We start from the raw sequence: 20908 nt of genomic DNA on the forward strand, positions 1-20908 counted from the left end.
GCGCCATCGACCCTGGGAAAATGAAGGACCACCATGCCCGACTACAAACTGCACTGCTTCGCCGAATCCGGTAATGCTTATAAAGCTGCCCTCATGCTCGAACTCACCGGCCAGGCCTGGCAGCCGGTGTTCGTCGATTTCTTCAACGGCCAGACTCGTGAGCAAAGCTGGCGTAATGAGGTCAACGAGCAGGGCGAGGTGCCGGTGCTGGAGCATGCGGGCCAGAAGATCACCCAGTCGGCGCTGATCCTTGAATACCTCGCCGAACGCACCGGCCAGTTCGGCCCGCGCGATGACAACGAAAAGCGCGAAATCTGGCGCTGGATGCTGTTCGACAACCACAAGTTCACTGCCTATTACGCGGCGCTGCGGTTCATTTTCTGCCTGAAGAACGCTGGCGAAACACCGGTAACCCAGTTTCTTCGCGAGCGCGCCACGGCTGCTTACCGGGTGGTCGATGCGCACCTGGCGAAAACGCCCTATATGGTCGATGGGCGCCTGACCATCGCCGACCTGTCGCTGGCGGGCTATGTGTTCATGCCGGAAGATACCGGCATCCCGTTGGCACAGTTCACCCATATTGAAGCGTGGAAAGCGCGTATCCAGGCGCTGCCGGGCTGGAAGCATCCCTATGAACTGATGCCACGCACAGCGCCGGTCTGATCGGCCGCGTCGTACTTGAGGGCGGCCGGGTGAAAACTACCCAGCCGCGTCCTGCTTTGGTGCGCGGCGGCCTCAAATTGAGTCAACAGGCACATAAAAAACCATCAAGAACGGACCATTCTGTGCAACCTGCACACTATTTGTCATGCCGTGCGCCTGCTATTTCGCCGTACATCGGCCAGCAAAAAGCGGCCCGTATATTGCTCTAGCTGCTCCAACCTAAACCCGGAGCACCTGACAATGAGTTCCCCCTCCGAATTCCCGCTTTGCGAGGCGCCGCAGCACGCCCGCAAGGGCCTTTTGCCAATCGCCATGGTCCTGTTCAGTTTCACCTTCTTCACCGGCACGATGTTCGCCGGGGGCAAGCTGGGCATGGCCTTCGGGTTCATCGACATGCTCTGGATCGCCACCCTCGGCAACACGCTGCTGGCCCTTTACGCCGCCGCGCTGGCGTTCATCGCTTCGCGCAGCGGGCTCAACACTGTACTGATGGGGCGCTTCTGCTTCGGCGAGGCGGGCAGCCGGCTGTCGGACTTCCTGCTCGGTTTCGCCGAACTGGGCTGGTATGCGTGGGGCACGGCCACTGTGGCGATCGTGCTGGTAAAGCTGCTTGGGCTGGCCGAGGGCTTCACCGTGCCGTTGATGGTGCTGTTCGGGTTGGGCTTCAGCATCACGGCATTGGTCGGTTTCAAGGGGCTGGACCTGTTGTCGCGGGTATCGGTACCGCTGATGTTCGCCCTGTTGATCGTCTCCATGGTAATCGCCACCCGCGACGTGGGTGGCCTGCAGCAACTGGCGGCGCTGGTGCCGCATGAGACCATGACCTTCTCGGCAGCGGTGACCATGGTCTTCGGCACCTTTGCCAGCGGCGCCACCCAAGCCACCAACTGGACGCGCCTGTCGCGCAGCGGGCGGGTGGCGGTGACGGCCAGTGTGGTGGCATTTCTGCTCGGCAACGGGCTGATGGTCGTGGCCGGCGCCTGGTGCGCGATGGTCTACCAGCAGGCCGACATCGTCGAAGTGATGATGCTGCAAGGGCTGTCGTTCGCAGCGGTGGTCATGCTCTGCCTCAACCTGTGGACCATCCAGGGGCCGACCATCTACAACGTTGCCGCCGCAGCGTGTCACCTGGTGCGCAGCGAACGCCGGCGCACGGCAACACTGGTGGCGGCAGGAGTAGGCATCGTGTTGGCGATCGGTGGCATGTACGAGTTGCTGATTCCCTTCCTGGTATTGCTGGGTTCGATCATCCCGCCGGTGGGTGGGGTGATCATGGCCGACTTCTGGTACCGCCACCGTGGCAAGTATCCGGCCCTGGCCACGGTCAGCCTGCCGCGCTACAACCTGCTGGGGCTGTTCGCCTATGGGGTCGGTGCGCTGGCGGCCTATGCCTCGCCCTGGGTGGCGCCATTGGTGGGTATCGGCGCCTCGGCGCTGTGCTACATCGTGCTGCTTGAACTTGGCGGCCGACGCCGGGCACTGGGCCAGGCGCGGGCCGAGCCGTGAGCCTGGCCCTGGAAGAGATCCTGCACCTGCCCGGCCTGCACGAGATGAGCGTGCGGGCTGGTGCACGCAACCTGCAGCGCCGGGTGCGCTGGCCCTACGTGGCGGAGAACGAGGGCATCGCCGAATGGGTGATGGGCGGTGAGCTGGTGTTCGTCACCGGCATCAACCACCCTCGTGGCGAGGGCAACCTGCTGAGCCTGGTCGAAGACGGCGATGCGGTGGGTATCGCCGGCATGGTGATCCTCACGGGCGGTACCTTCATCCAGTGTATTCCGGCCGCGGTAATCGCGCGCGCCGAGCAGTTGGGGCTGCCACTGATCGAGCAGCCCTATGCCCTGAAGATGGTGGTGGTCACCCACCTGATCGGTACCGCACTGGTACAGATGGCCCAGGTGCGCCGCTCGCGCAACGACATCCTCGGGCAACTGCTGACCGGTGACTATCCAAGCCTGGCCATCGCCCGCCAGCGGGCCGCGCACCTGCAGCTCGACCTGGACGGGCCGCGGCGTTTGGTGGCGTTGCGCTTGTCGGCGGTCGACGGGCTGTTCGAGCGGCATGGCCTGGCCACAGGCGAACGCCTGTGGCAGGACACCCGCCAAACCCTGGAAGACCAGCTTGAAGCCTGGTGCCGGGCCCGGGCCGGCGCGGTCACCGCGCAACTGGCCGGTGACCTGTTCGTGTTGCTGCTGCCCGATACCCCGGACTTGCGTGCAGCCTTGGCCGGCCTGCACCGGCAGTTGGCCGCGCAGGCAGGTGAGATGGGGCTGTTCATGGGCCTGTCGAGCCTCGCCGAGGACTGTGGCCATTACCGCCAAGCCCTCAACCAGGCGCGTCAGGCCCTGGAGGTGGCGCAAAACCTGCGCCCGGCCACCGGCTTGTGCGACTTCAGCGAGCTCGGTGTATTGCGCCTGCTGCAGGGCATCGTCGACCGTTCGCTGATCGATGACTTCGTCGCCCAGACCCTCGGCCCGCTGCGCGCCCCCGGGCGTAAACAGCCCAACGCACTGCTGCACACCCTCGACGCGCTGCTCAAGGAAAACGGCAACGGTCTCAAGGCCGGGCAGCGCCTGGGTTTGCACCGCAACACCATCAACCAACGGATGCAACGCATCGAACAACTGAGCGGGCAGTCCCTGGACGACCCGCTTTTCCGTATGAACGCTGCGGTCGCTATGCTGATATGGCGCATGACCGAAGCCCAAGGCAAGGAGTAACTCCATGAACATCATCAACGCACGACTGCGCGGTAAGCCCGGCCTGATGCGCATCGAACTGGACGGCGAGCGTATCGCCGCCATTGTGCCCCAGGCCAATGCCGTCATGCCCGCCAGCCCCGACGACCTGGACGCCCAACAGAACCTGGTGGTGCCCCCCTTCGTCGAGCCGCACATTCACCTCGATGCCACTTTGACCGCCGGTGAGCCGAACTGGAACATGAGCGGCACGCTGTTCGAGGGGATCGAGCGCTGGGCCGAGCGCAAGGCAATCACCACCCACGACGACATCAAGACCCGCGCCAAGAAGACCATCGGCATGCTCGTGGACCATGGCATCCAGCATGTGCGTACCCATGTGGATGTGACCGACCCCAAGCTCACGGCGCTCAAGGCGATGGTCGAGGTGCGTGAGGAGGTGCGCGAGCTGATCGACCTGCAGATCGTCGCGTTCCCGCAGGAAGGCATCGAGTCGTACGCCAACGGCCGTGCGTTGATGACCGAGGCGGTAGCGATGGGCGCCGACGTGGTCGGCGGCATTCCACACTTCGAGAACACCCGCGACCAGGGCGTGTCGTCAGTGAAATTCCTCATGGAGTTGGCCGAGCGTACGGGCTGCCTGGTGGACGTGCATTGCGACGAGACCGACGACCCGCAGTCGCGCTTCCTCGAGGTGCTGGCCGAAGAAGCGCGGGTGCGCGGGATGGGGCCACGGGTGACCGCAAGCCACACCACGGCCATGGGTTCCTATGACAATGCCTACTGCTCCAAACTGTTCCGCCTGTTGAAAATGTCGGGCATCAATTTCGTTTCGTGCCCGACCGAGAGCATCCATTTGCAGGGGCGCTTCGACAGCTACCCCAAACGCCGCGGGCTGACGCGTGTGGCCGAGATCGACCGGGCAGGCATGAACGTGTGCTTCGGCCAGGATTCGATCGTCGACCCCTGGTACCCGCTGGGCAATGGCAACATCCTGCGCATACTCGAGGCAGGGCTGCACATCTGCCACATGCTGGGCTACGAAGACCTGCAACGTTGCCTGGACCTGATCACCGACAACAGTGCGCGCACGCTCAACCTTGGCGAGCGCTACGGCATCGAGGTGGGGCGCCCGGCGAACCTTTTGTTGCTGTCGGCGCCGGACGACTATGAGATGGTGCGCAGCCAGGGCCATGCGCTGGTGTCGGTGCGCCACGGCAAGGTGCTGATGCGCCGTACACAGGCGCAGGTCGAACGGTTCGCCTGAAGCGGGAAGGGGCCACTGAGTGCTTGCCTGGCGACGCTGAACTTGGCACCCTTTGTGGCCGCCGAACCGTCCATGCCGTGACAGAAGGAAACCTACCGTTGAGTTGGGACAAAATCGGGAAACTGCTCGTAGCCCTGTTGCTTGGCCTGATGGTCTGGCTGGTGGCCTACGTGGTGCTCAAGGACAACGCCCGCCTCGAAGCTTCCCTGACCTATTCCTACCTCACCTACCCAAGCCAGTTCAGCGAGCGCATCAGCAAGACCAACGAACAGCTCAAGTACGAGCGGCTGCAGCCTCGCATCGCCGGCATTGGCCAGGGGGCGCTGAGCCAGGATCAGGTCGACAGGCTGATCGACCTGGCCCAGGCACCCTACGCCCAACTGTTCGCCAAACCGTTCGAGGCCGGGTTGGTGGACCACCGTACCGGCTTGCTCATAGAGCTGCGCAACACCGGTCACACCGAGGTGCGCGAGGTCAAGGTGCGCCTGCCGGCCAAGGGTTTGGTGCAAGTGCGCGACGGTTCAGGCAACGACACCCTCTACGAGGCCTCCACGCCCATGGTCGAGATCCCGGTCATCGAGCAAGGCAGGGCGTGCAAGGTGTGGGTGTATTTCGATGCCGACTACTCGCAGATCCGCCAGGGGGGTATCAGCATCAGCCATGCCGACGGTGTGGCGGATGTGCAGGTGTATCGAGAATTCATCGGTTTCCCGGCGTTGGTGGCGCGCTACAGCCGGGAGCTGATGGTGCTGCTTGGTGTGCTGGGGCTCAGTGTGCTGGGCCTGGGCTACGCCTGCCTTGCGCGGTCACGCAAGCCCGCATTGCCCTCCTGATGACTTAGTGGCTGCCGTCGTGCAGGGCCAGGCTTTGGCGCAACTGCTCGATCACGGCTGTGCGCAATGCCTCTGGCGCCTGTACACGTATGGAGCCCGCCTGGGACAGCAGCCAGCCCATCAACGCGCGGCTGTCGTCGACGGTGGCATCCAGGGTCGCCCCGCCGTTGCCGTGCGGGGCCAGGCGCATGTCATCTGACAAGGGCTGGTCTTCCAGGCGCCGCGCGAGGGCGTCATCCACCCAGGCGCGCAATTCGATCTGCCGGGCAGGGCAGAGCGCATCCGGCTGCAGCAGTTGAGCCTCACCCAGGTTGCGGCCTGGCTGCCAGTACCAGCCGTAGGGCATGCCCTTGTTGTTGCAGCGTAAATGGAACAGCGACGCAAGCTCATTGAGGTCACGTTCCACCGTGCGTTTGCTGGTCTTGTAGCCGACCTTGGCCAACGCGGCCTGCAACTGTGTGGAGCTCATGCCCGGATGGCGGTCGGGCAGCAATTTGAGCAGTTGCCACTGGCGGGCGATCGTGTGGCGGGTAGAGTTGCTGGGCAAAGGGCTCGTCCTTGAAGTTCAGGCGTGGTGCATGCCTGAATGATGGCAATTGGCTATTGCTGCGAGCATACCCGTTCAGTGAATAGGATCCAAGTTCAGCAGGATGAGCGGCCTGCGCACTTGTTTCACGATTCGGCGCCACCCCATGCTCAGGCAGGCAGGCGCTGCCAAAGCCGGCGATCACCAGGCGGAGCATTTCCTCAAGGCTCGGCTAAGACGCCACGATGCGGTCGGGAAATCCCTGCTGGTCACGGACGATGGTCAGCGGCGAGAGCATTCCGCCAATCTGGTCGCTGGTGAAACCGACGAAGATCTCCCGTTGCGCTTGCCGTGTGTGATTGCACAGGAGAGGGGAACCTGGAGAGCCTGGAGGCGAATGGACGGGGCAGATTGGCGGTAAGTGCTGTTTGCCGGCAACTTTGTTGTTGCTGCCGGCGTCTATGCTGATCTTCGATCTTGGCGAACGAGATTTCGCTTCCTGGAGCTGTGGTGTCAGCGCTGCTCAGAGCACATACTTTTTTTGGGTCAAAAAATCGGGTTCTCGCCAATTGGGACCTTTGATGTACCCGTATCCACCCTGTTGTATCAGTCCTTCGTCAATCATTTTCTTGATCAAGTTCATGAGTTGCAGGCAATCGCCAATGTTTACCCATGCATGCCGGTTGTACAGATTGTCGAGCCGTGGGTGAGAAATGCCATCACGCCTGGCGAGCCACAAAATGACATCTGTGGGGCTCTCGTTCGTTACTATTTCGCTGATCGTGTTCATTTGTTTTCTCGCGCAATCTGTTGGTTATCTGCTTCGATGGCTTCTGGAGTGTAAAGCAGTTCGGGTTCTGAGGTGAGTTGGTAGTCTTCCAGTGTTGCTGTGTGTGTATTGTTCCACACCTCACCAACATCGCTTGGTCTGATTTTATCTGGGATTCCAAGTGCGCGAAAGCGCTCAAGCTCCCTTGTTTCATGAGTGTAGAATCGCTTATCTGTGTCGGTCGCTTGTGATGTGCCTTGTAGGATTTTTTCAAGCCTGTCGATCATGATGTCATTGGCATCGGAGGGTTCGAATCGACTGACATGCAATTTGACTAGGTCAACTCCCGTTTGGTTGATCGTGGCTTCTCGCCAGTCCAGGCGTTCGATAGGCCCGCCTGCTTTGTCTGGATTGTAGGCCCTGCCGCTGTATGTGCCTATAGTTGTAGCGCCGGGATACGGCGAATTGAATACGATATATAACGGCGGCAGGCCAGACTCTACCGGGAAGCAGTAAATGCAATCTCTGGGATTTTGGGGTTCATTTGCGGGGAAGGGCGTCGCCGCGCTGCTGGCCGTTTCGAGATTTACACCCTTATAGGGGTTGGGCTTGACGGGTATGCCTGGAGATGTGGTCGAAGAGCCACCAGCGACATGAATGGGGAATGTAAGTCGTATCGGGAAGTCCCTTGATGGGGCCGAGACGTAACTGTTACTCGCTTCATCGAATATGAGGGCGCGCACGGGTATCTGGTGCGCTGCATCTGCTGTACTCAGATGCCTCGTAAGGATGTAGGTGTCGAGGTCAGTGTGGATTCGAAGCGGGGACTCAAGGAGACCTTCGGTTGTAGCAAGCTCATTAAGGTTCTCGGGTAGGTCAGGGATCAGCAGCTCTGCCGGGATGCTCAAGGCCGAATCATGGTACAGGTCAGAGTTCCCTAGTTCAGGGGAGTAAAGGACACCGCCGATACCCAGTCTGAAAATTCGCAATGCTGCAGCTTCGGCCATGTTAATCAGTCTACGTCCTGCATACTTCAGTCCGAATTCAATGTATCGACTTATTGCTATGGGGCCTTGGGTTGTGCCTAATTGAATTGTTGGGTTCGTCGTCAGGATGATGGTGTTGCTGTGAGGGCGCTCCTGGTTTCTGTTTTGTAGAACTGATGTTGCTGTATGGTGAGTTTTTTCCAGCTCTCTCAAAACCTTCTTCAGGCAACGCTTCAGCACAATTTCGATTTGGGCGGCAGTGAGGCTGATTGCGAGTTTGTACAATGCCTCTTCAATTATGAAGAATTCGCTTTCTTCTTCGATGTATACGTATGCCGTGACCTCGAAAAACTGGGCCAAGGTCTGGTCGTTTGGGGCGTAAACATGAATGCCGTTGTAGAGGTCTGTGTGCTGGCCTGCCTGACGACGAATTTCGCTGTAAAGAAGCAGGAGCAGTGCCTTTTTTGCAAAGAGCTTGCCGGCGGTTTCGCTGTGAGTCAGGTCAATGTCTAGATACTGCTTTTCCAAGTAGGTTGCAAGGCCGGGTTCCCCCGCAGGACAAGACGCTTCAATGCTGTTGATCACATTCTGCGCAATACTTTCAGCGCTCTCCAAAAGCGCATTGTCAGTAAGCGCTGTTATGTCTGGCGGCGTTATTGGTATTGTGAAAGGCTGTTTCCATGAGAGCAAGGTTTCGAAGTTATAATCAAAAGGCGCGGAGGAGTATATTTCGTCAAGTTCAGGGTTTGTTATGGTTCTGCGGGCAGTCATTTCTCTTTCCTGTGATGCAGGTTTGGAGAGAAATATGATGTGACTGTTGCCTCCCAAGACTAAGATGGAATTGGTTCTTAGGCCACTTTCATGGCCCTGACTTTATTCGCCCAGGCATTGGGAGTGGCGCCGCAGCGACTGAGGGTGCGTTCGAAGACTGGGCAGCGAGGCATGAGCAGGGCTGTGGTTATCGGACCCGGTGTTTACCTACGCAGAGGTATTGTGTGAACACACGATGTGCCTGCTCATAGCACCCTGCGGATAGAGCGCCGCGCGCGGCGCTTGATGTCGCAGACGCTGGAAATGCCGCGGCGAGCAGCCCCACAGCACAATCCCTGAGCCCTAAATCCCCGCCCGGCGCACGTGCTTCACCAACACCTTCTCCAACAACTCCCACATCGCAGGGTCGGTACTGAACGCCACGTTGAACCGCATCCACCCGGTCGGCTTGGCATCGACCATGAACAACTGCCCGGGCCCGAGCATGATGCCTTTCTCCAGCGCATCATCCAGTAGCGCTGCGCTGTCCGGGATGGCCGGGTGGCGGGTCCAGATATACATGCCTTCATCCGACTCGATGAACAGCTCGAAACCCAGCCGGTGCAGGTGCCGGCCAACTTCCTGGTGGGCCTCGGCCAGGCGCTGGCGCAGGCGCTTGAGGTGCTTGCGCCAGCGGCCGTCGATGATCGCGGCATACACCACACGCTCCATCACCTGCGAGGTGGTCAGGCCCGAGCGCATCTTCAGGTGCAGCAGCTTCTGCGCCAGTTCCGGGTTGGCCAACAGGTAGCCGACCCGCACGTTGGGCGAAATGCTCTTGGAGTAGCTGCCCACGTACACCACCTGCTGCAGGTGGTCGAGGCTGGCCAGGCACGGCTGCGGCTCGGCGACCATGTCGGCGTACAGGTTGTTTTCCACCAGGCGAAAGCCGTGCTGGCTGGCCAGTTGCAGCAAGCGGTGCAGCTGCGCCAGCGGGGTGCGCGAGCAGGTCGGGCTGTGCAGGTGCGGCTGAGTGAAGAAAGCCGTCGGGCGGTGGTGCGCCAACAGCTGCTCGAGGTGGTTGAGGTCGTAGCCGTTGGGGGTGCGCGGCACGCCGATCAAGGTGGCGCCCTGGGTGCGCAGGATGCTCATCAGGTTGGGGTAGCCGGGGTCGTCCACCAGCACCACGTCACCGGGGCGCACAAGCGTGCGCACGGCCAGGTCCAGAGCCTGGCTGGCACCGTGGGTGAGCATCAGCTGGGCGGTGTTGGCGACGATCGACAGTTCCTGCTGCAGGTTCTGCGCGGTCAGCGCGCGCAATTCCGGCAGGCCCATCGGGTCGCCATAGCCGGACAGCTCCAGCGGGCTGCCGGCAACCTGGCGCAGGCCGCGGCGCAGGCCTTCTTCGTACATCCAGTCGTTGGGCAGCCAGCCGCAGCCCGGTTTGAATGGCAACTGACGGGTCTCGAAGATCTGCTGCAGGTACCATTCGGAGTTGAACGATGGTCGACTGGCGTCGGCCTCGGCGCTGTGGTTGTCCAGCAATTCGGCCGCCGCGCGGTTGACGAAGAACCCGGCATTGCCCTTGCTCACCAGCAGCCCCTGGGCGACCAGGCGGTCGTAAGCCTCGACCACGGTGAAGGTGCTCACCGAATAGGTCGCGGCAAACGCGCGGATCGACGGGACCTTGGCACCTGGCTTGAGGGTCTGGTTGTCGATCAGCTCACGCAGCCCGTCGATGATCTGGTTGACCAACGGCGTCGAGGAGTCTGGGTGTAATTCAAGCATTCGGGGGCCTTGAGGGTGCGTAACGGCAGGCGCCTGCAGGGTGTATTGCATCGGCGACCTGTACAGTGCAGTGCGACTTTCATGCCACTGTGCATGGCTCTATGTGTCGGACATTTTTACATTAGGTGTCAGATAGCGCCACATAAAGCATGTTCAGTTCGCTCTAGGGGCAAACCCTGGGGCGCGTCAGCAGGCCGCCATGGAAGGCCTGCGTGTGTAACAGCACACCTCCTGCCCGCATTAGCACTGATGTACAGGTGAGGCCGATGACCATCGCGGTCTTACAGTTTTCCTTGGATAAAAAGAAGCACGGGGTACACAACTGATGGACGCAACATCCACAACCACCACCGCGAAAAGCGGGCACGAGAGCAAACTCAGTGCCTCGCTCAAGTCGCGCCACCTGACGATGATGTCGATCGCCGGGGTTATCGGCGGCGCCTTGTTCGTCGGCTCCGGCAGCGTGATCCACAGCGCCGGCCCGGCTGCTGTCCTGGCCTACCTGGCAGGCGGCATCCTGGTGGTACTGATCATGCGCATGCTGGGTGAAATGGCGACTTCGTCGCCCGACACCGGTTCGTTTTCCACCTACGCCGACCGCGCCATTGGCCGTTGGGCCGGTTTCACCATCGGCTGGCTGTACTGGTGGTACTGGGTCATCCTCATGGCCTGGGAAGCTTATGTGGCAGGCAAGATCCTGCATGGTTTCTTCCCTGATGTAAGCGTCAACGTGTTCGTGCTGGCCACGACCCTGGTGCTGATCACCGTCAACTTCTTCAACGTCAAGCACTACGGCGAGTTCGAGTTCTGGTTCGCGTTGATCAAGGTGATCGCGATCGTCTGCTTCCTGATCGTGTGTACTGCAGCGGTGATGAACATCTGGCAGTTCGGTGAAGTGCGCGGCATCACCCACCTGACCGCCGAAGGCTTCATGCCCAATGGCATCACCACGGTGATCGGGGCGTTGCTTGGCGTGATGTTCGCCTTCCTCGGTGCCGAAATCGTCACCATCGCCGCATCCGAAGCCAAGGACCCGGCCACCCAGATCGTCAAGGCCACCAACTCGGTGGTGTGGCGTGTATGCCTGTTCTACGTCGGCTCGATCTTCCTGATCGTCTGCCTGGTGCCGTGGAACGACCCGCACCTGGGCGTTTCCGGTTATGGCGCCTACCGCCGCACCTTGGAACTGCTGGGTGTGCCGTATGCCGAGCTGTTGATGAACTTCGTGGTACTGACGTCGGTGAGCAGCTGCCTGATCTCGGGCCACTACACCGCTTCGCGCATGCTGTTCTCGCTGGCACAGCGTGGCGATGCGCCGTCGTTCTTCAAGACAACCCGCGCCGGTACCGGCGTACCGGTGAACGCGATCATCGGTTCGTGCGCCGTGGCCGTGGTGTGTGCGCTGATCAACTTCAGCGAGACCCTGCGCCCGAAAGACGTGCTCGATACACTGATGAACACCACCGGCATGATCGCTTTGCTGGTGTACCTGGTGATTGCCTTCTCGCAGCTGCGCATGCGCCGCAAGCTGATCGCCGAGGGCAAGGAAGTACGCCTGAAGATGTGGCTGTTCCCGTGGCTGACCTACCTGGTGATCGCCTTCATCGTCGCCGCACTGGTGACCATGGCCTTCATGCCTGACTACCAGATCCTGGTGATCTCCACCGGCATTGCTGCCGCCGTCGTGGTGGCCATGGGTGTGGTGCACCAGATGCGCAGCGCCCGCAAGCACTAAGCGCTAGTGGTTGCCCGAAGCGGCCGGCTCCCTCGTGGACCCGGCCGTTTCGCGTTGATGGGCGGGAGTTTTGTCCGCTGGCATGTGAAAGCGCCCGTTCATCCACGGTGAGCCGAGGAGGGCGGCGGCGCTGATCAGGGCCAGTAGGGCCAGGGCGAGGAATGGTTTCATGGGCATGCGCATAAGGGGCTGACTTCAAGGATGAGCTAACAGTTCCCGCGACAGGGCCCGTACAGGCGACAGATGGCTTATGCTGAGCACATTGCCCGCCAAAAGGAGCCCCTCATGGCCTGGTCCGCCACCCAGTATTCCCTGTTCGAAGACGAACGCACCCGTGCGGTGCGCGACCTGCTTGCCGCGGTGCCTCCCCGCCCGGTGCGCCACGCTACCGACTTAGGTTGCGGCCCTGGTAATTCCACCGAAATACTGCTGCAGCGCCACCCCGATGCCCAGGTGACTGCCCTGGACAGCGACCCGGACATGATCGACAAGGCGCGCGCACGCCAGCGCCTGCGCATCCCCAGGGTGCGTTGCGAAATTGCCGATATCGCCCACTGGACCGCCCCCGAACCGCAGGACCTGATCCTGGCCAACGCTTCGCTGCAATGGGTGCCCGACCACGGTTCGCTCTACCCGCACCTGGTGCGCCAGCTGAGTGAAGGTGCAAGCCTGGCCGTGCAAACCCCGGACAACCTCGACGAGCCGGCCCACCGCCAGTTGCGCGAGATTGCCGGCCGCGGCCCCTGGGCCGAAAAATTCGCCGACCTGAGCTTGCCGCCCCGGCATAGCGCAGCGTTCTACTACGACCTGCTCAGCCCGCTGTGTACGCGGGTGGATGTGTGGCGCACGACCTACCATCACCCGTTGACCGGTGGCGCCGAGGCCGTGGTGGAGTGGTTCAAGGGCTCGGCCCTACGGCCTTATCTGGCCAGGCTGGACGAGCAGGAGCAGGCGAGCTTCCTGCAGATGTACTTGCAGGCCATGCAGCACGACTACCCGGCGGCCACCGACGGCAAGGTGCTGCTGCCGTTCCCGCGGCTGTTTGTGATTGCTACGCGGTAGGTGAATGGCGCCAGCGCCAGATCACGTAGCTATAGACGCCGAGGTTGACCAGCAGCACGACGCCGCCCAGCAGCCACTGGATCTGCGGCGTCAACCCGGCGGGGTAGATCAGCGGCCAGATGTAGTGCTCGACGAAGCCGCCGTGGTAGCCGGCATCGCCTGCGGCGAAGCGCATGCGGTTCTCCCAGCCGGTCAACGGGCACTCCAGGTGCAGGCCCTCAACCGCCAGGCCCCAGGCCAGGGCGGGCAGGTGGATGAGCAGGGCGGGGCGCCATCTGAGCGTCAGCAGGCCGCCGAACAGCACCAGCAGGATGAAGGCCAGGTGCAGCAGCACCAGCGTGTCGGCGGCTAGACGGAAAAACATGGGATGCACATTAGAGAGGAATGTATACCCAGCATAGTTATGAAGGCTCAGCGCAAAACCAGTGGGAGCTGGCTTGCCGGCGATAGGGCCGGGAAGGCCCCTACAAGCTCTCCTGCACCACCTGCAGGAACGTCGCCACCACCCGCCGCGTACGCTGCTCGCTCAAACACACCAGTGTCTCGGTGAGGTGCCGCTGGCAATCGACAATGGGCAGCGCACACACCCGCGCATCGGCGCCGAACTCGGCGGCCGACACCACCCCCACGCCAATCCCCACCACCACCGCCTCGCGCGCGGCCTCGCGGCCTTCGACCTGGATTGCCGCGCGTATTCGCAACCCGGCGCGTTGCATTTCTTCCTCCAGTGTCTGCCGGGTCACCGAGCCAGGCTCGCGCAGCACCAGCGGCGTGTCGTCCAGGTCCGCCAGGCTGATCGAGCCACGGCTGGCCCAGGGGTGGTTGTGCGAGACGAACGCCACCATCGGGTCGCGGCGCAGCGGCATGCAGTGCAGTCGCTCATCGTCGACATCGCGCCCTAACAGTGCCAGGTCAGCCTGATAGCTGAACAGCCGGGCCAGGGACTCGTCGGTGTTGCCGGTCTCGACCTTGACCTGGATGCCCGGGTAGCGCTGGCAGAAGCGTGCGATCTGCGGCAGCACATGCACCGGCGCATCCACCGCCAGCACCAGGCTGCCGGTGTGCAGGGCGCGGGAGTCCTGCAGCAGTTCGTGGGCTTCGGCCTCACAGGCGAACAGGCGCTTGCTGATGCCCAGCAGGCGTTCGCCCAGGTCGGTCAACTGCACCGAACGCTTGTTGCGGTGGAACAGCAGCACCCCGAAGCGCTCTTCGAGCTTGCGCACCTGGTCGGACACGGCCGGCTGGGTCAAAAACAGCTTTTCTGCCGCCCGGGTGAAGCTGCCGTGCACGGCCACTGCGTGGAAAGCCCTGAGTTGAGCGTGGGACACCGACATGTGGACTCCAGTAACAAGCTGAGCTTATGTGTGAAATACGATAAATCGATTTTATTTATCAGTCACCACCTGTTTCCATACTGACCAACCCAGCGCTGCCACAAGCGGCCGCCGGGCATGGCGCGCACCCCTGCGCCATCTGACCAGATGACGAGCCACGTCATGCAGTGCGCAACACAAAAACAAGACAGGCGTTTATTCACATTCTGCCGGCACACTTGAGCAAGAGGTCAGACGCACATGAATCACTCCCTAGCCGCGTTGAAACGCTGGCGCATCCAGATTTTCGCTATCACCTGGCTGGCCTACGCCGCCTTCTACTTCACCCGCAAGGCCTTCTCGGTGGCCAAGCTCGGTATTGGTGAAGACCCGACATTCATGCTCGACAAGGCCTCCATGGCCAACCTCGACGCCATCTACCTGGCCGCCTATGCCGTGGGCCAGTTCACCTGGGGCATGCTTGCCGACCGCTTCGGCCCGCGCGTGGTGGTGCTCGGTGGCCTGCTGATCTCGGCGGCGGCAGCAGTGGTGATGGGCAGCTACGCGACCTTCCCGATCTTCGCCACCTGCATGCTGATCCAGGGCCTGGCGCAGTCCACCGGCTGGGCCGGGCTGTGCAAGAACATCGGCAGCTTCTTCCCCGCCGTGCAGCGCGGCCGGGTACTGGGGTTGTGGAGCTCGTGCTATGCATTCGGCGGCCTGGTCGCCTCGCCGTTCGCCGGCTGGTGGGCCTATACCCTGATCGGCACCTGGCAGGCGGCATTCTTCTCCACTGCCGCGGTGGTCGCGGCGGTAGCGGTGCTGTTCTTCTTCCTGCAGCGCAACAAACCCGAGGATGTGGGCTTGCCGGCGGTCGAGCCCGAGCCGCAGAGCATGGCCCCGGCCGGCAGCCTGTGCAGTGTGTGGGCGCCGCTGCGCGAGATCCTGCGCAACCGCACGGTACTGACCCTGGGCCTGGCGTACTTTCTTCTAAAACCGGCGCGCTACGCGATCTTGCTATGGGGGCCGGTGATCGTCTTCGAGCAGATGCCCTCGGTCGGCAAGGTAGGTGCTGCGATCATCCCCACGGCCTTTGAACTGGCCGGGCTGCTGGGCCCGATCATCATCGGCCTGGCCTCGGACAAGCTGTTTGGCGCCCGGCGCATGCCGGCCTGTGTGATCAGCCTGGTGCTGCTGACCGTGGCCCTGGCGGCGTTCATGGCAGCCATGCACAGCGGCAGCATCGCCATGGTGGTTGGCCTGCTGTTCTTCATGGGCCTGACCCTGTACGGGCCAGACTCGATGATCAGCGGCGCGGCGGCCATCGACTTCGGCACCGCCAAGGCCGGTGCCACGGCAGCCGGTTTCGTCAATGGCTGCGGTTCGGTGGGCGCGGTGCTCGGCGGCCTGTTGCCCGGTTACTTCGACAGCGTCACGGTGTTCATCGTGTTCGCTGGCTGCGCACTGTTCTCGGCTCTGGTGCTGCTGCCGCACTGGAACAGCCGCCCGGCCAGCGCAGCCCAGGCCAATGATGTGGCGCCCAACACCAGCATGGCGATCAAGCCACTGCGTACCTAAAGGAAAGCGAGCGAATGAGACCCTTCTGGCTGCAACAGGCCCTGGATTGTGAACAGGACGCGGTATGCCCGCCACTGCAAGGCGATGCCCGCTGCGACGTGTGCATCGTCGGCGGCGGCTACACGGGCCTCTGGACCGCGCTGATGCTCAAGGAGGCGGTGCCGGCGCTGGACGTGCTGCTGATCGAGGCTGACATCTGCGGTGCGGGCGCCAGTGGGCGCAACGGTGGTTGCGCGTTGTCCTGGTCGGCCAAGTACTTCACCCTCGAGCGTCTGTTCGGGGTGGCCGAAGCGGTGCGCCTGGTAAGCGAGTCAGAGCGCAGCATCGGTGCCATTGGCACGTTTTGCGCGGCCAATGGCATCGAGTGCGACTACCGCCTGGACGGCACACTGTACACCGCCACCAACCAGGCCCAGGTGGGTGCAACCGATGCGGTGATCGCTGCACTGGAGCACAAGGGGATCAATTCATTCGAGCGTTTGCCGCTGGATGAGGTGCAGCGCCTGGCCGGCTCGGCGCGGCACCTGGAGGGCTGGTTTTCGCCGGCCGCCGCCACCGTCCAGCCTGGCCGGTTGGTACGCGGCCTGCGGCGTGTGGCGTTGCAGCGCGGCGTGCGCATTCATGAAGGCACGGCCATGACCGGCCTGGAGCATGGCACCCCGGCGCTGGTGCGCACGGCCCACGGCACGGTGCGTGCCGACCGCGTGGTGCTCGGCCTCAATGCCTGGATGGCGCGTGCCTTCCCGCAGTTCGAGCGCAGCGTGGCGATCGTCTCCAGTGACATGGTGATCACCGAACCGTGCCCCGAGCTGCTGCACGAGATCGGCCTGAACAACGGCATCAGCGTGCTGGACTCACGGATCTTCGTGCATTACTACCACAACACCTCCGATGGCCGGCTGATGCTTGGCAAGGGTGGCAACACCTTCGCCTATGGCGGGCGCATGCTGCCGGTATTCGATCAACCTTCGCCGTACCGGCCGCTGCTGCGTGAGAGCCTGGCCGATTTCTTCCCTGCCTTGGCCCAGGTGCCCCTGGCGGCCAGCTGGAACGGCCCCTCCGACCGCTCGGTGACCGGGCTGCCGTTCTTCGGGCGGTTGGACGGGCAAGGCAACGTGTTCTATGGCTTCGGCTATTCAGGCAGCGGGGTAGGGCCCTGCCACATGGGCGGGCAGATCCTCTCGTCGCTGGCGCTGGGGCTGGACAACCCGTGGACCCGCTCGCCACTGGTCAAGGGCCCGTTGGGGCTGTTCCCGCCGGAGCCGATCCGTTACCTAGGGTCGCTGATGGTGCGCAATGCAATCCGGCGCAAGGAGCGCGCCGAAGACCGGGGGCTGCGGCCACGCCACCTGGACGTGCGGCTGGCCCGGTTCGCAGCGGCGGCGGGCAAGGCCGACAAAGCGTGAGATTTCTTGTCGAACACTGGCCCGAGGGCGTATAAACTGCTCCCACTTTTGGCCGGTCGCTTCCTGAACCGGCCGCTGAAACAAGAGAGTCGACATGGGCGCACAGTGGAAAGCCAAGCATAGAGAAACAGCTGCCAATGCCAAGGGCAAGATCATGGGCAAGCTGTCCAAGGAAATCCAGATCGCGGCCAGGTCGGGCGCCGATCCCGACATGAACCCGCGCCTGCGCCTGGCCATCGTGCAAGCCAAGAAGGCTTCCATGACCCGCGAGACCCTGGACCGGGCAATCCGTAAGGGCGCGGGCCTGGACGGGGATGCCGTGCAGTACCAGGCGGTGACTTACGAAGGTTTCGCGCCGCACCAGGTGCCACTGATCGTCGAGTGCCTGACCGACAACGTCAACCGCACCGTCGCGCAGATTCGCGTGCTGTTCCGCAAGGGCCAGCTGGGTGCCAGCGGTTCGGTGGCGTGGGACTTCAACCATGTGGGCCTGATCGAAGCCATGCCCGACGGCGATGCCGACCCGGAAATGGCCGCCATCGAAGCCGGTGCCCAGGACTTTGAAGAAGGTGAAGAAGAGGGCTCGACCCTGTTCATCACGGACACCACCGACCTGGATGCAGTGCAGAAAGCCCTGCCCGAGCATGGTTTCACCGTCTCTTCGGCCAAGATCGGGTACACCCCGAAGAACCCGGTGAGCGCTGCCAGCCTCAGTGCCGAGGCACTGGCTGAAGTCGAGGCGTTCCTCGAGGCGATCGACGAGAACGACGACGTACAGAACGTCTACGTTGGCCTGACCGAGTAAAAGCCGGGGCCGCTTTGCGGCCCAATCGCCGGCAAGCCGGCTCCCACAGGTACAGTGCAAAGCTCAGGTTCTGCGCGGTACTTGTGGGGGCCGGCTTGCCGGCGATTGGGCCTGTGTTCAGCCTGGGGAGCCTGCATGAACCCAACCTTCGCCTCCCTCAGCCTCGCCCACCTGCGTACCCTCGACGGCCTCCTGCAGCTGAAAAACCTCAGCCACGCCGCCGAGCGCCTGGGCGTCAGCCAGTCGGCGTTGAGCCGCCAGCTGGCCCATCTGCGCGAAGCCTTCGACGACCCATTGCTGGTGCGCCAGGGCCGTGGCTACGTGCTCAGCGAGTACGCCCAAGCCCTGGTCGAGCCGCTGCGCCAGGTGCTTGAAGAGCTTCAGGCCCTGCGCCAGCCGGCCGCGTTCGATCCGGCCCGTTGCGAGCGGCGCTTCTGCCTGGCCGCGTCCGACTATGTTGCAGAGCACATGCTGCCGCTGCTGGTGGCGGCGCTGGAGCAGGAAGCACCGGGCGTGAGCATCGACTACCGCACCTGGCAGGCCGGGCAATACGCTTTGCTCGCCAGCGGCGAGATCGACCTTGCCACCACGCTGTTCGACGAATCGCCGGCCAACCTGCACGGTCGCCTGCTTGGCGAGGACCGTGCGGTGTGCCTGATGCGCCGGGACCATCCGCTGGCGGCCTGCGAAGTGCTGAGCCAGGACGACTACCTGGCCTTCAAGCACGTGCGCATCTCCGGCGGTGGCGACAAGGACAGCTTCATTGACCGCCACCTGCGCACCCAGGGGCTGCAGCGGCGCATCAGCCTGGAGGTACCGTTCTTCTCGGCCACCGTGCAGGTCATTGGCAACAGCCAGGCGCTGGCGACGGTGCCCGAGCATATTGCCCGCCAACTGTGCCGGCTGCATGGCCTGGCCTGGCGGCCGCTGGGATTTGTGGAGCATACTCAGCGCTACTGGGTGGTGTGGCACCAGCGCCTGCAGGCGTCGGCCGAGCACCGCTGGTTGCGCAACCGGGTGTTCGAGCTGTGGCGCCAGTCACAGTTCGGCGTGCAGGGTGGGCATGCGGCTTTGCCATAGCAGGTATGCGCCAAGCGGGGTTATTGGCGTGGCGGCAGGCGCCTAGACTGGGGCCCTTGTGCTGTTGGTGATGCCCCCATCGCCGGCAAGCCGGCTGCCACAGGTGCCCAGAGCCTTCAAGCCCAGTGCAGTACCTGTGGAAGCCGGCTTGCCGGCGATGGGGGCGGGCCTGACAGCGGACAACCCACAGGAGACCGCGCGTGACCCCAGAACAATTCCGCCAGTACGGCCATCAATTGATCGACCTGATCGCCGATTACCGCCAGAGCGTCGGTGACCGCCCGGTGATGGCCCAGGTCGAGCCTGGCTACCTTAAAGCTGCCTTGCCTGCCGGCGCCCCGCAACAGGGCGAGCCGTTCGAAGCGATCCTCGATGACGTCAACACGCTGGTGATGCCAGGCCTGTCGCATTGGCAACACCCCGATTTCTATGGCTACTTCCCGTCCAACGGCACCTTGTCCTCGGTGCTCGGCGATTTTCTCAGCACGGGCCTGGGTGTGCTGGGCCTGTCATGGCAATCGAGCCCTGCGCTGAGCGAGCTGGAGGAGACCACTCTGGACTGGGTACGCCAGTTGCTGGGCCTGTCGGGGCAGTGGAGCGGCGTGATTCAGGACACAGCGTCTACCAGCACCTTGGTCGCGCTGATCTGTGCCCGTGAACGTGCCACCGATTACGCCCTGGTGCGTGGCGGCCTGCAAGCCGAAGCCAAACCGCTGATCGTGTATGTCAGCGCCCACGCCCACAGTTCGGTGGACAAGGCCGCGCTGCTGGCTGGCTTCGGCCGCACCAACATCCGCCTGATCGCCACCGACGAGCAGTTCGCCATGCGCCCCGATGCCTTGTTGGCGGCTATCGAACAGGACCTGGCCGACGGCAATCAGCCCTGCGCAGTGGTCGCTACCACCGGCACGACCACCACCACGGCGCTGGACCCCTTGCGCCAGATTGGCGAAATCGCCCAGGCCCAGGGGCTGTGGCTGCACGTCGATTCAGCCATGGCCGGCTCAGCGATGATCCTGCCCGAATGCCGCTGGATGTGGGACGGCATCGAGCTGGCCGACTCTGTGGTAGTCAACGCGCACAAATGGTTGGGGGTGGCGTTCGACTGCTCTATCTATTACGTGCGTGACCCGCAGCACCTGATCCGGGTGATGAGCACCAACCCCAGCTACCTGCAGTCGGCGGTCGATGGTGAGGTGAAGAACCTGCGTGACTGGGGCATCCCGCTGGGGCGTCGCTTCCGCGCGCTGAAGCTGTGGTTCATGTTGCGCAGCGAGGGGGTCGAGGCGTTGCAGCAGCGCTTGCGGCGCGACCTGGACAATGCCCGTTGGCTGGCCGAACAGGTTGAGGCGGCAGGGGAGTGGGCGTTGTTGGCGCCGGTACAGTTGCAGACCTTATGCATTGTGCATCGGCCTGGGGGCCTGGAAGGGGAGGCGCTGGATGCGCATACCAAGGCATGGGCTGAGCGGCTCAATGCCTCCGGTGAGGCTTATGTCACGCCGGCGACCTTGAACGGGCGCTGGATGGTGCGGGTTTCGGTGGGGGCGCTGCCCACTGAGCGCGAGCATGTCGAGCGGTTGTGGCAGCGCTTGCAGGCAGTGGTCAACGGCTGAAATGCTTGGGGCCGCACTGCGGCCCCTTGCGTCTG

At 63.0% G+C, this 20908-nt stretch carries 19 protein-coding genes and 1 pseudogene; 12 read left to right on the forward strand and 8 right to left on the reverse strand.

Annotated elements, in window-relative coordinates:
- Positions 1-33: 33 nt before the first annotated feature.
- From JOE27_RS02575 to JOE27_RS02595, 5 genes are all read left to right on the forward strand, one after another.
- Positions 34-663 carry a glutathione S-transferase gene (locus tag JOE27_RS02575; RefSeq protein WP_204917772.1) on the forward strand — a complete coding sequence of 210 codons (630 nt, stop codon included), beginning with the start codon at positions 34-36 and terminating at the stop codon, positions 661-663.
- A gap of 240 nt (positions 664-903) precedes the next feature.
- Positions 904-2169, forward strand: coding sequence for a cytosine permease (codB, locus tag JOE27_RS02580; protein ID WP_174141456.1), 1266 nt, complete (start codon positions 904-906; stop codon positions 2167-2169).
- Entirely contained in the window at positions 2166-3383 is a 1218-nt protein-coding gene (locus JOE27_RS02585; RefSeq protein WP_204917774.1) for a PucR family transcriptional regulator, read from the forward strand. Before codB ends, JOE27_RS02585 begins: the two co-directional genes overlap by 4 nt.
- A gap of 4 nt (positions 3384-3387) precedes the next feature.
- Entirely contained in the window at positions 3388-4629 is a 1242-nt protein-coding gene (gene codA, locus JOE27_RS02590) for a cytosine deaminase (protein WP_046785504.1), read from the forward strand.
- Between the two features lie 98 nt (positions 4630-4727).
- Positions 4728-5462 (forward strand): hypothetical protein, encoded by a 735-nt coding sequence (locus JOE27_RS02595; RefSeq protein ID WP_204917776.1) that lies wholly within the window; start codon positions 4728-4730, stop codon positions 5460-5462.
- Positions 5463-5466: 4 nt separating this feature from the next.
- Here the strand turns inward: JOE27_RS02595 and JOE27_RS02600 are convergent, their stop codons facing one another.
- The 5 genes and pseudogenes from JOE27_RS02600 to JOE27_RS02620 form a co-directional block, all read right to left on the reverse strand.
- The gene (locus tag JOE27_RS02600) at positions 5467-6009 is read right to left on the reverse strand and encodes a WYL domain-containing protein (RefSeq protein ID WP_174141460.1); all 543 of its coding nucleotides are present in this window, start codon (positions 6007-6009) and stop codon (positions 5467-5469) included.
- 130 nt (positions 6010-6139) lie between these two features.
- A pseudogene (locus JOE27_RS02605) lies at positions 6140-6331 on the reverse strand (LysR family transcriptional regulator); the annotation flags it as partial.
- A gap of 180 nt (positions 6332-6511) precedes the next feature.
- Positions 6512-6778 (reverse strand): hypothetical protein, encoded by a 267-nt coding sequence (locus JOE27_RS02610; protein ID WP_115275084.1) that lies wholly within the window; start codon positions 6776-6778, stop codon positions 6512-6514.
- The gene (locus tag JOE27_RS02615; protein WP_204917778.1) at positions 6775-8514 is read right to left on the reverse strand and encodes an S-type pyocin domain-containing protein; all 1740 of its coding nucleotides are present in this window, start codon (positions 8512-8514) and stop codon (positions 6775-6777) included. The genes JOE27_RS02610 and JOE27_RS02615 overlap by 4 nt, the downstream gene beginning before the upstream one ends.
- Positions 8515-8856: 342 nt before the next feature.
- Entirely contained in the window at positions 8857-10281 is a 1425-nt protein-coding gene (locus JOE27_RS02620; protein WP_039601970.1) for a PLP-dependent aminotransferase family protein, read from the reverse strand.
- 325 nt (positions 10282-10606) lie between these two features.
- Between JOE27_RS02620 and JOE27_RS02625 the strand changes: the two genes are divergently transcribed.
- Positions 10607-12016, forward strand: coding sequence for an amino acid permease (locus JOE27_RS02625; RefSeq protein ID WP_204917780.1), 1410 nt, complete (start codon positions 10607-10609; stop codon positions 12014-12016).
- Between the two features lie 3 nt (positions 12017-12019).
- Here JOE27_RS02625 and JOE27_RS24755 read toward each other — a convergent pair whose 3' ends face one another.
- Positions 12020-12199, reverse strand: coding sequence for a hypothetical protein (locus tag JOE27_RS24755; RefSeq protein ID WP_115275082.1), 180 nt, complete (start codon positions 12197-12199; stop codon positions 12020-12022).
- Positions 12200-12301: 102 nt separating this feature from the next.
- Between JOE27_RS24755 and tam the strand changes: the two genes are divergently transcribed.
- Entirely contained in the window at positions 12302-13078 is a 777-nt protein-coding gene (tam, locus tag JOE27_RS02630) for a trans-aconitate 2-methyltransferase (RefSeq protein ID WP_046785497.1), read from the forward strand.
- On the opposite strand, the gene JOE27_RS02635 is transcribed toward tam, so the two are convergent.
- Both JOE27_RS02635 and JOE27_RS02640 read right to left on the reverse strand, forming a co-directional pair.
- Positions 13068-13442 carry a DUF2784 domain-containing protein gene (locus JOE27_RS02635; protein ID WP_204917781.1) on the reverse strand — a complete coding sequence of 125 codons (375 nt, stop codon included), beginning with the start codon at positions 13440-13442 and terminating at the stop codon, positions 13068-13070. The two genes, tam and JOE27_RS02635, sit on opposite strands and share 11 nt — an antisense overlap.
- Before the next feature lie 100 nt (positions 13443-13542).
- A complete protein-coding gene (locus JOE27_RS02640) occupies positions 13543-14412 on the reverse strand; it encodes a LysR substrate-binding domain-containing protein (RefSeq protein WP_115275080.1) in 870 nt (289 codons plus the stop codon).
- Positions 14413-14652: 240 nt separating this feature from the next.
- Between JOE27_RS02640 and JOE27_RS02645 the strand changes: the two genes are divergently transcribed.
- The 5 genes from JOE27_RS02645 (at position 14653) to JOE27_RS02665 (ending at position 20873) form a co-directional block, all read left to right on the forward strand.
- Entirely contained in the window at positions 14653-15969 is a 1317-nt protein-coding gene (locus tag JOE27_RS02645) for an MFS transporter (protein ID WP_046785494.1), read from the forward strand.
- Between the two features lie 14 nt (positions 15970-15983).
- Positions 15984-17375 (forward strand): FAD-dependent oxidoreductase, encoded by a 1392-nt coding sequence (locus JOE27_RS02650; RefSeq protein WP_174141464.1) that lies wholly within the window; start codon positions 15984-15986, stop codon positions 17373-17375.
- Between the two features lie 94 nt (positions 17376-17469).
- A complete protein-coding gene (locus tag JOE27_RS02655) occupies positions 17470-18180 on the forward strand; it encodes a YebC/PmpR family DNA-binding transcriptional regulator (protein ID WP_039603624.1) in 711 nt (236 codons plus the stop codon).
- A 135-nt stretch (positions 18181-18315) separates the two neighbouring features.
- Positions 18316-19260 carry a LysR family transcriptional regulator gene (locus JOE27_RS02660; protein ID WP_204917783.1) on the forward strand — a complete coding sequence of 315 codons (945 nt, stop codon included), beginning with the start codon at positions 18316-18318 and terminating at the stop codon, positions 19258-19260.
- Between the two features lie 200 nt (positions 19261-19460).
- Positions 19461-20873: a DOPA decarboxylase gene (locus JOE27_RS02665; protein WP_204917785.1), complete on the forward strand. Its 1413-nt coding sequence runs from the start codon at positions 19461-19463 to the stop codon at positions 20871-20873.
- Positions 20874-20908: the final 35 nt, after the last annotated feature.

This window comes from Pseudomonas sp. M5 (assembly GCF_016907075.1).
In the GTDB taxonomy this organism is placed as follows: Bacteria; Pseudomonadota; Gammaproteobacteria; order Pseudomonadales; family Pseudomonadaceae; genus Aquipseudomonas; species Aquipseudomonas putida_E.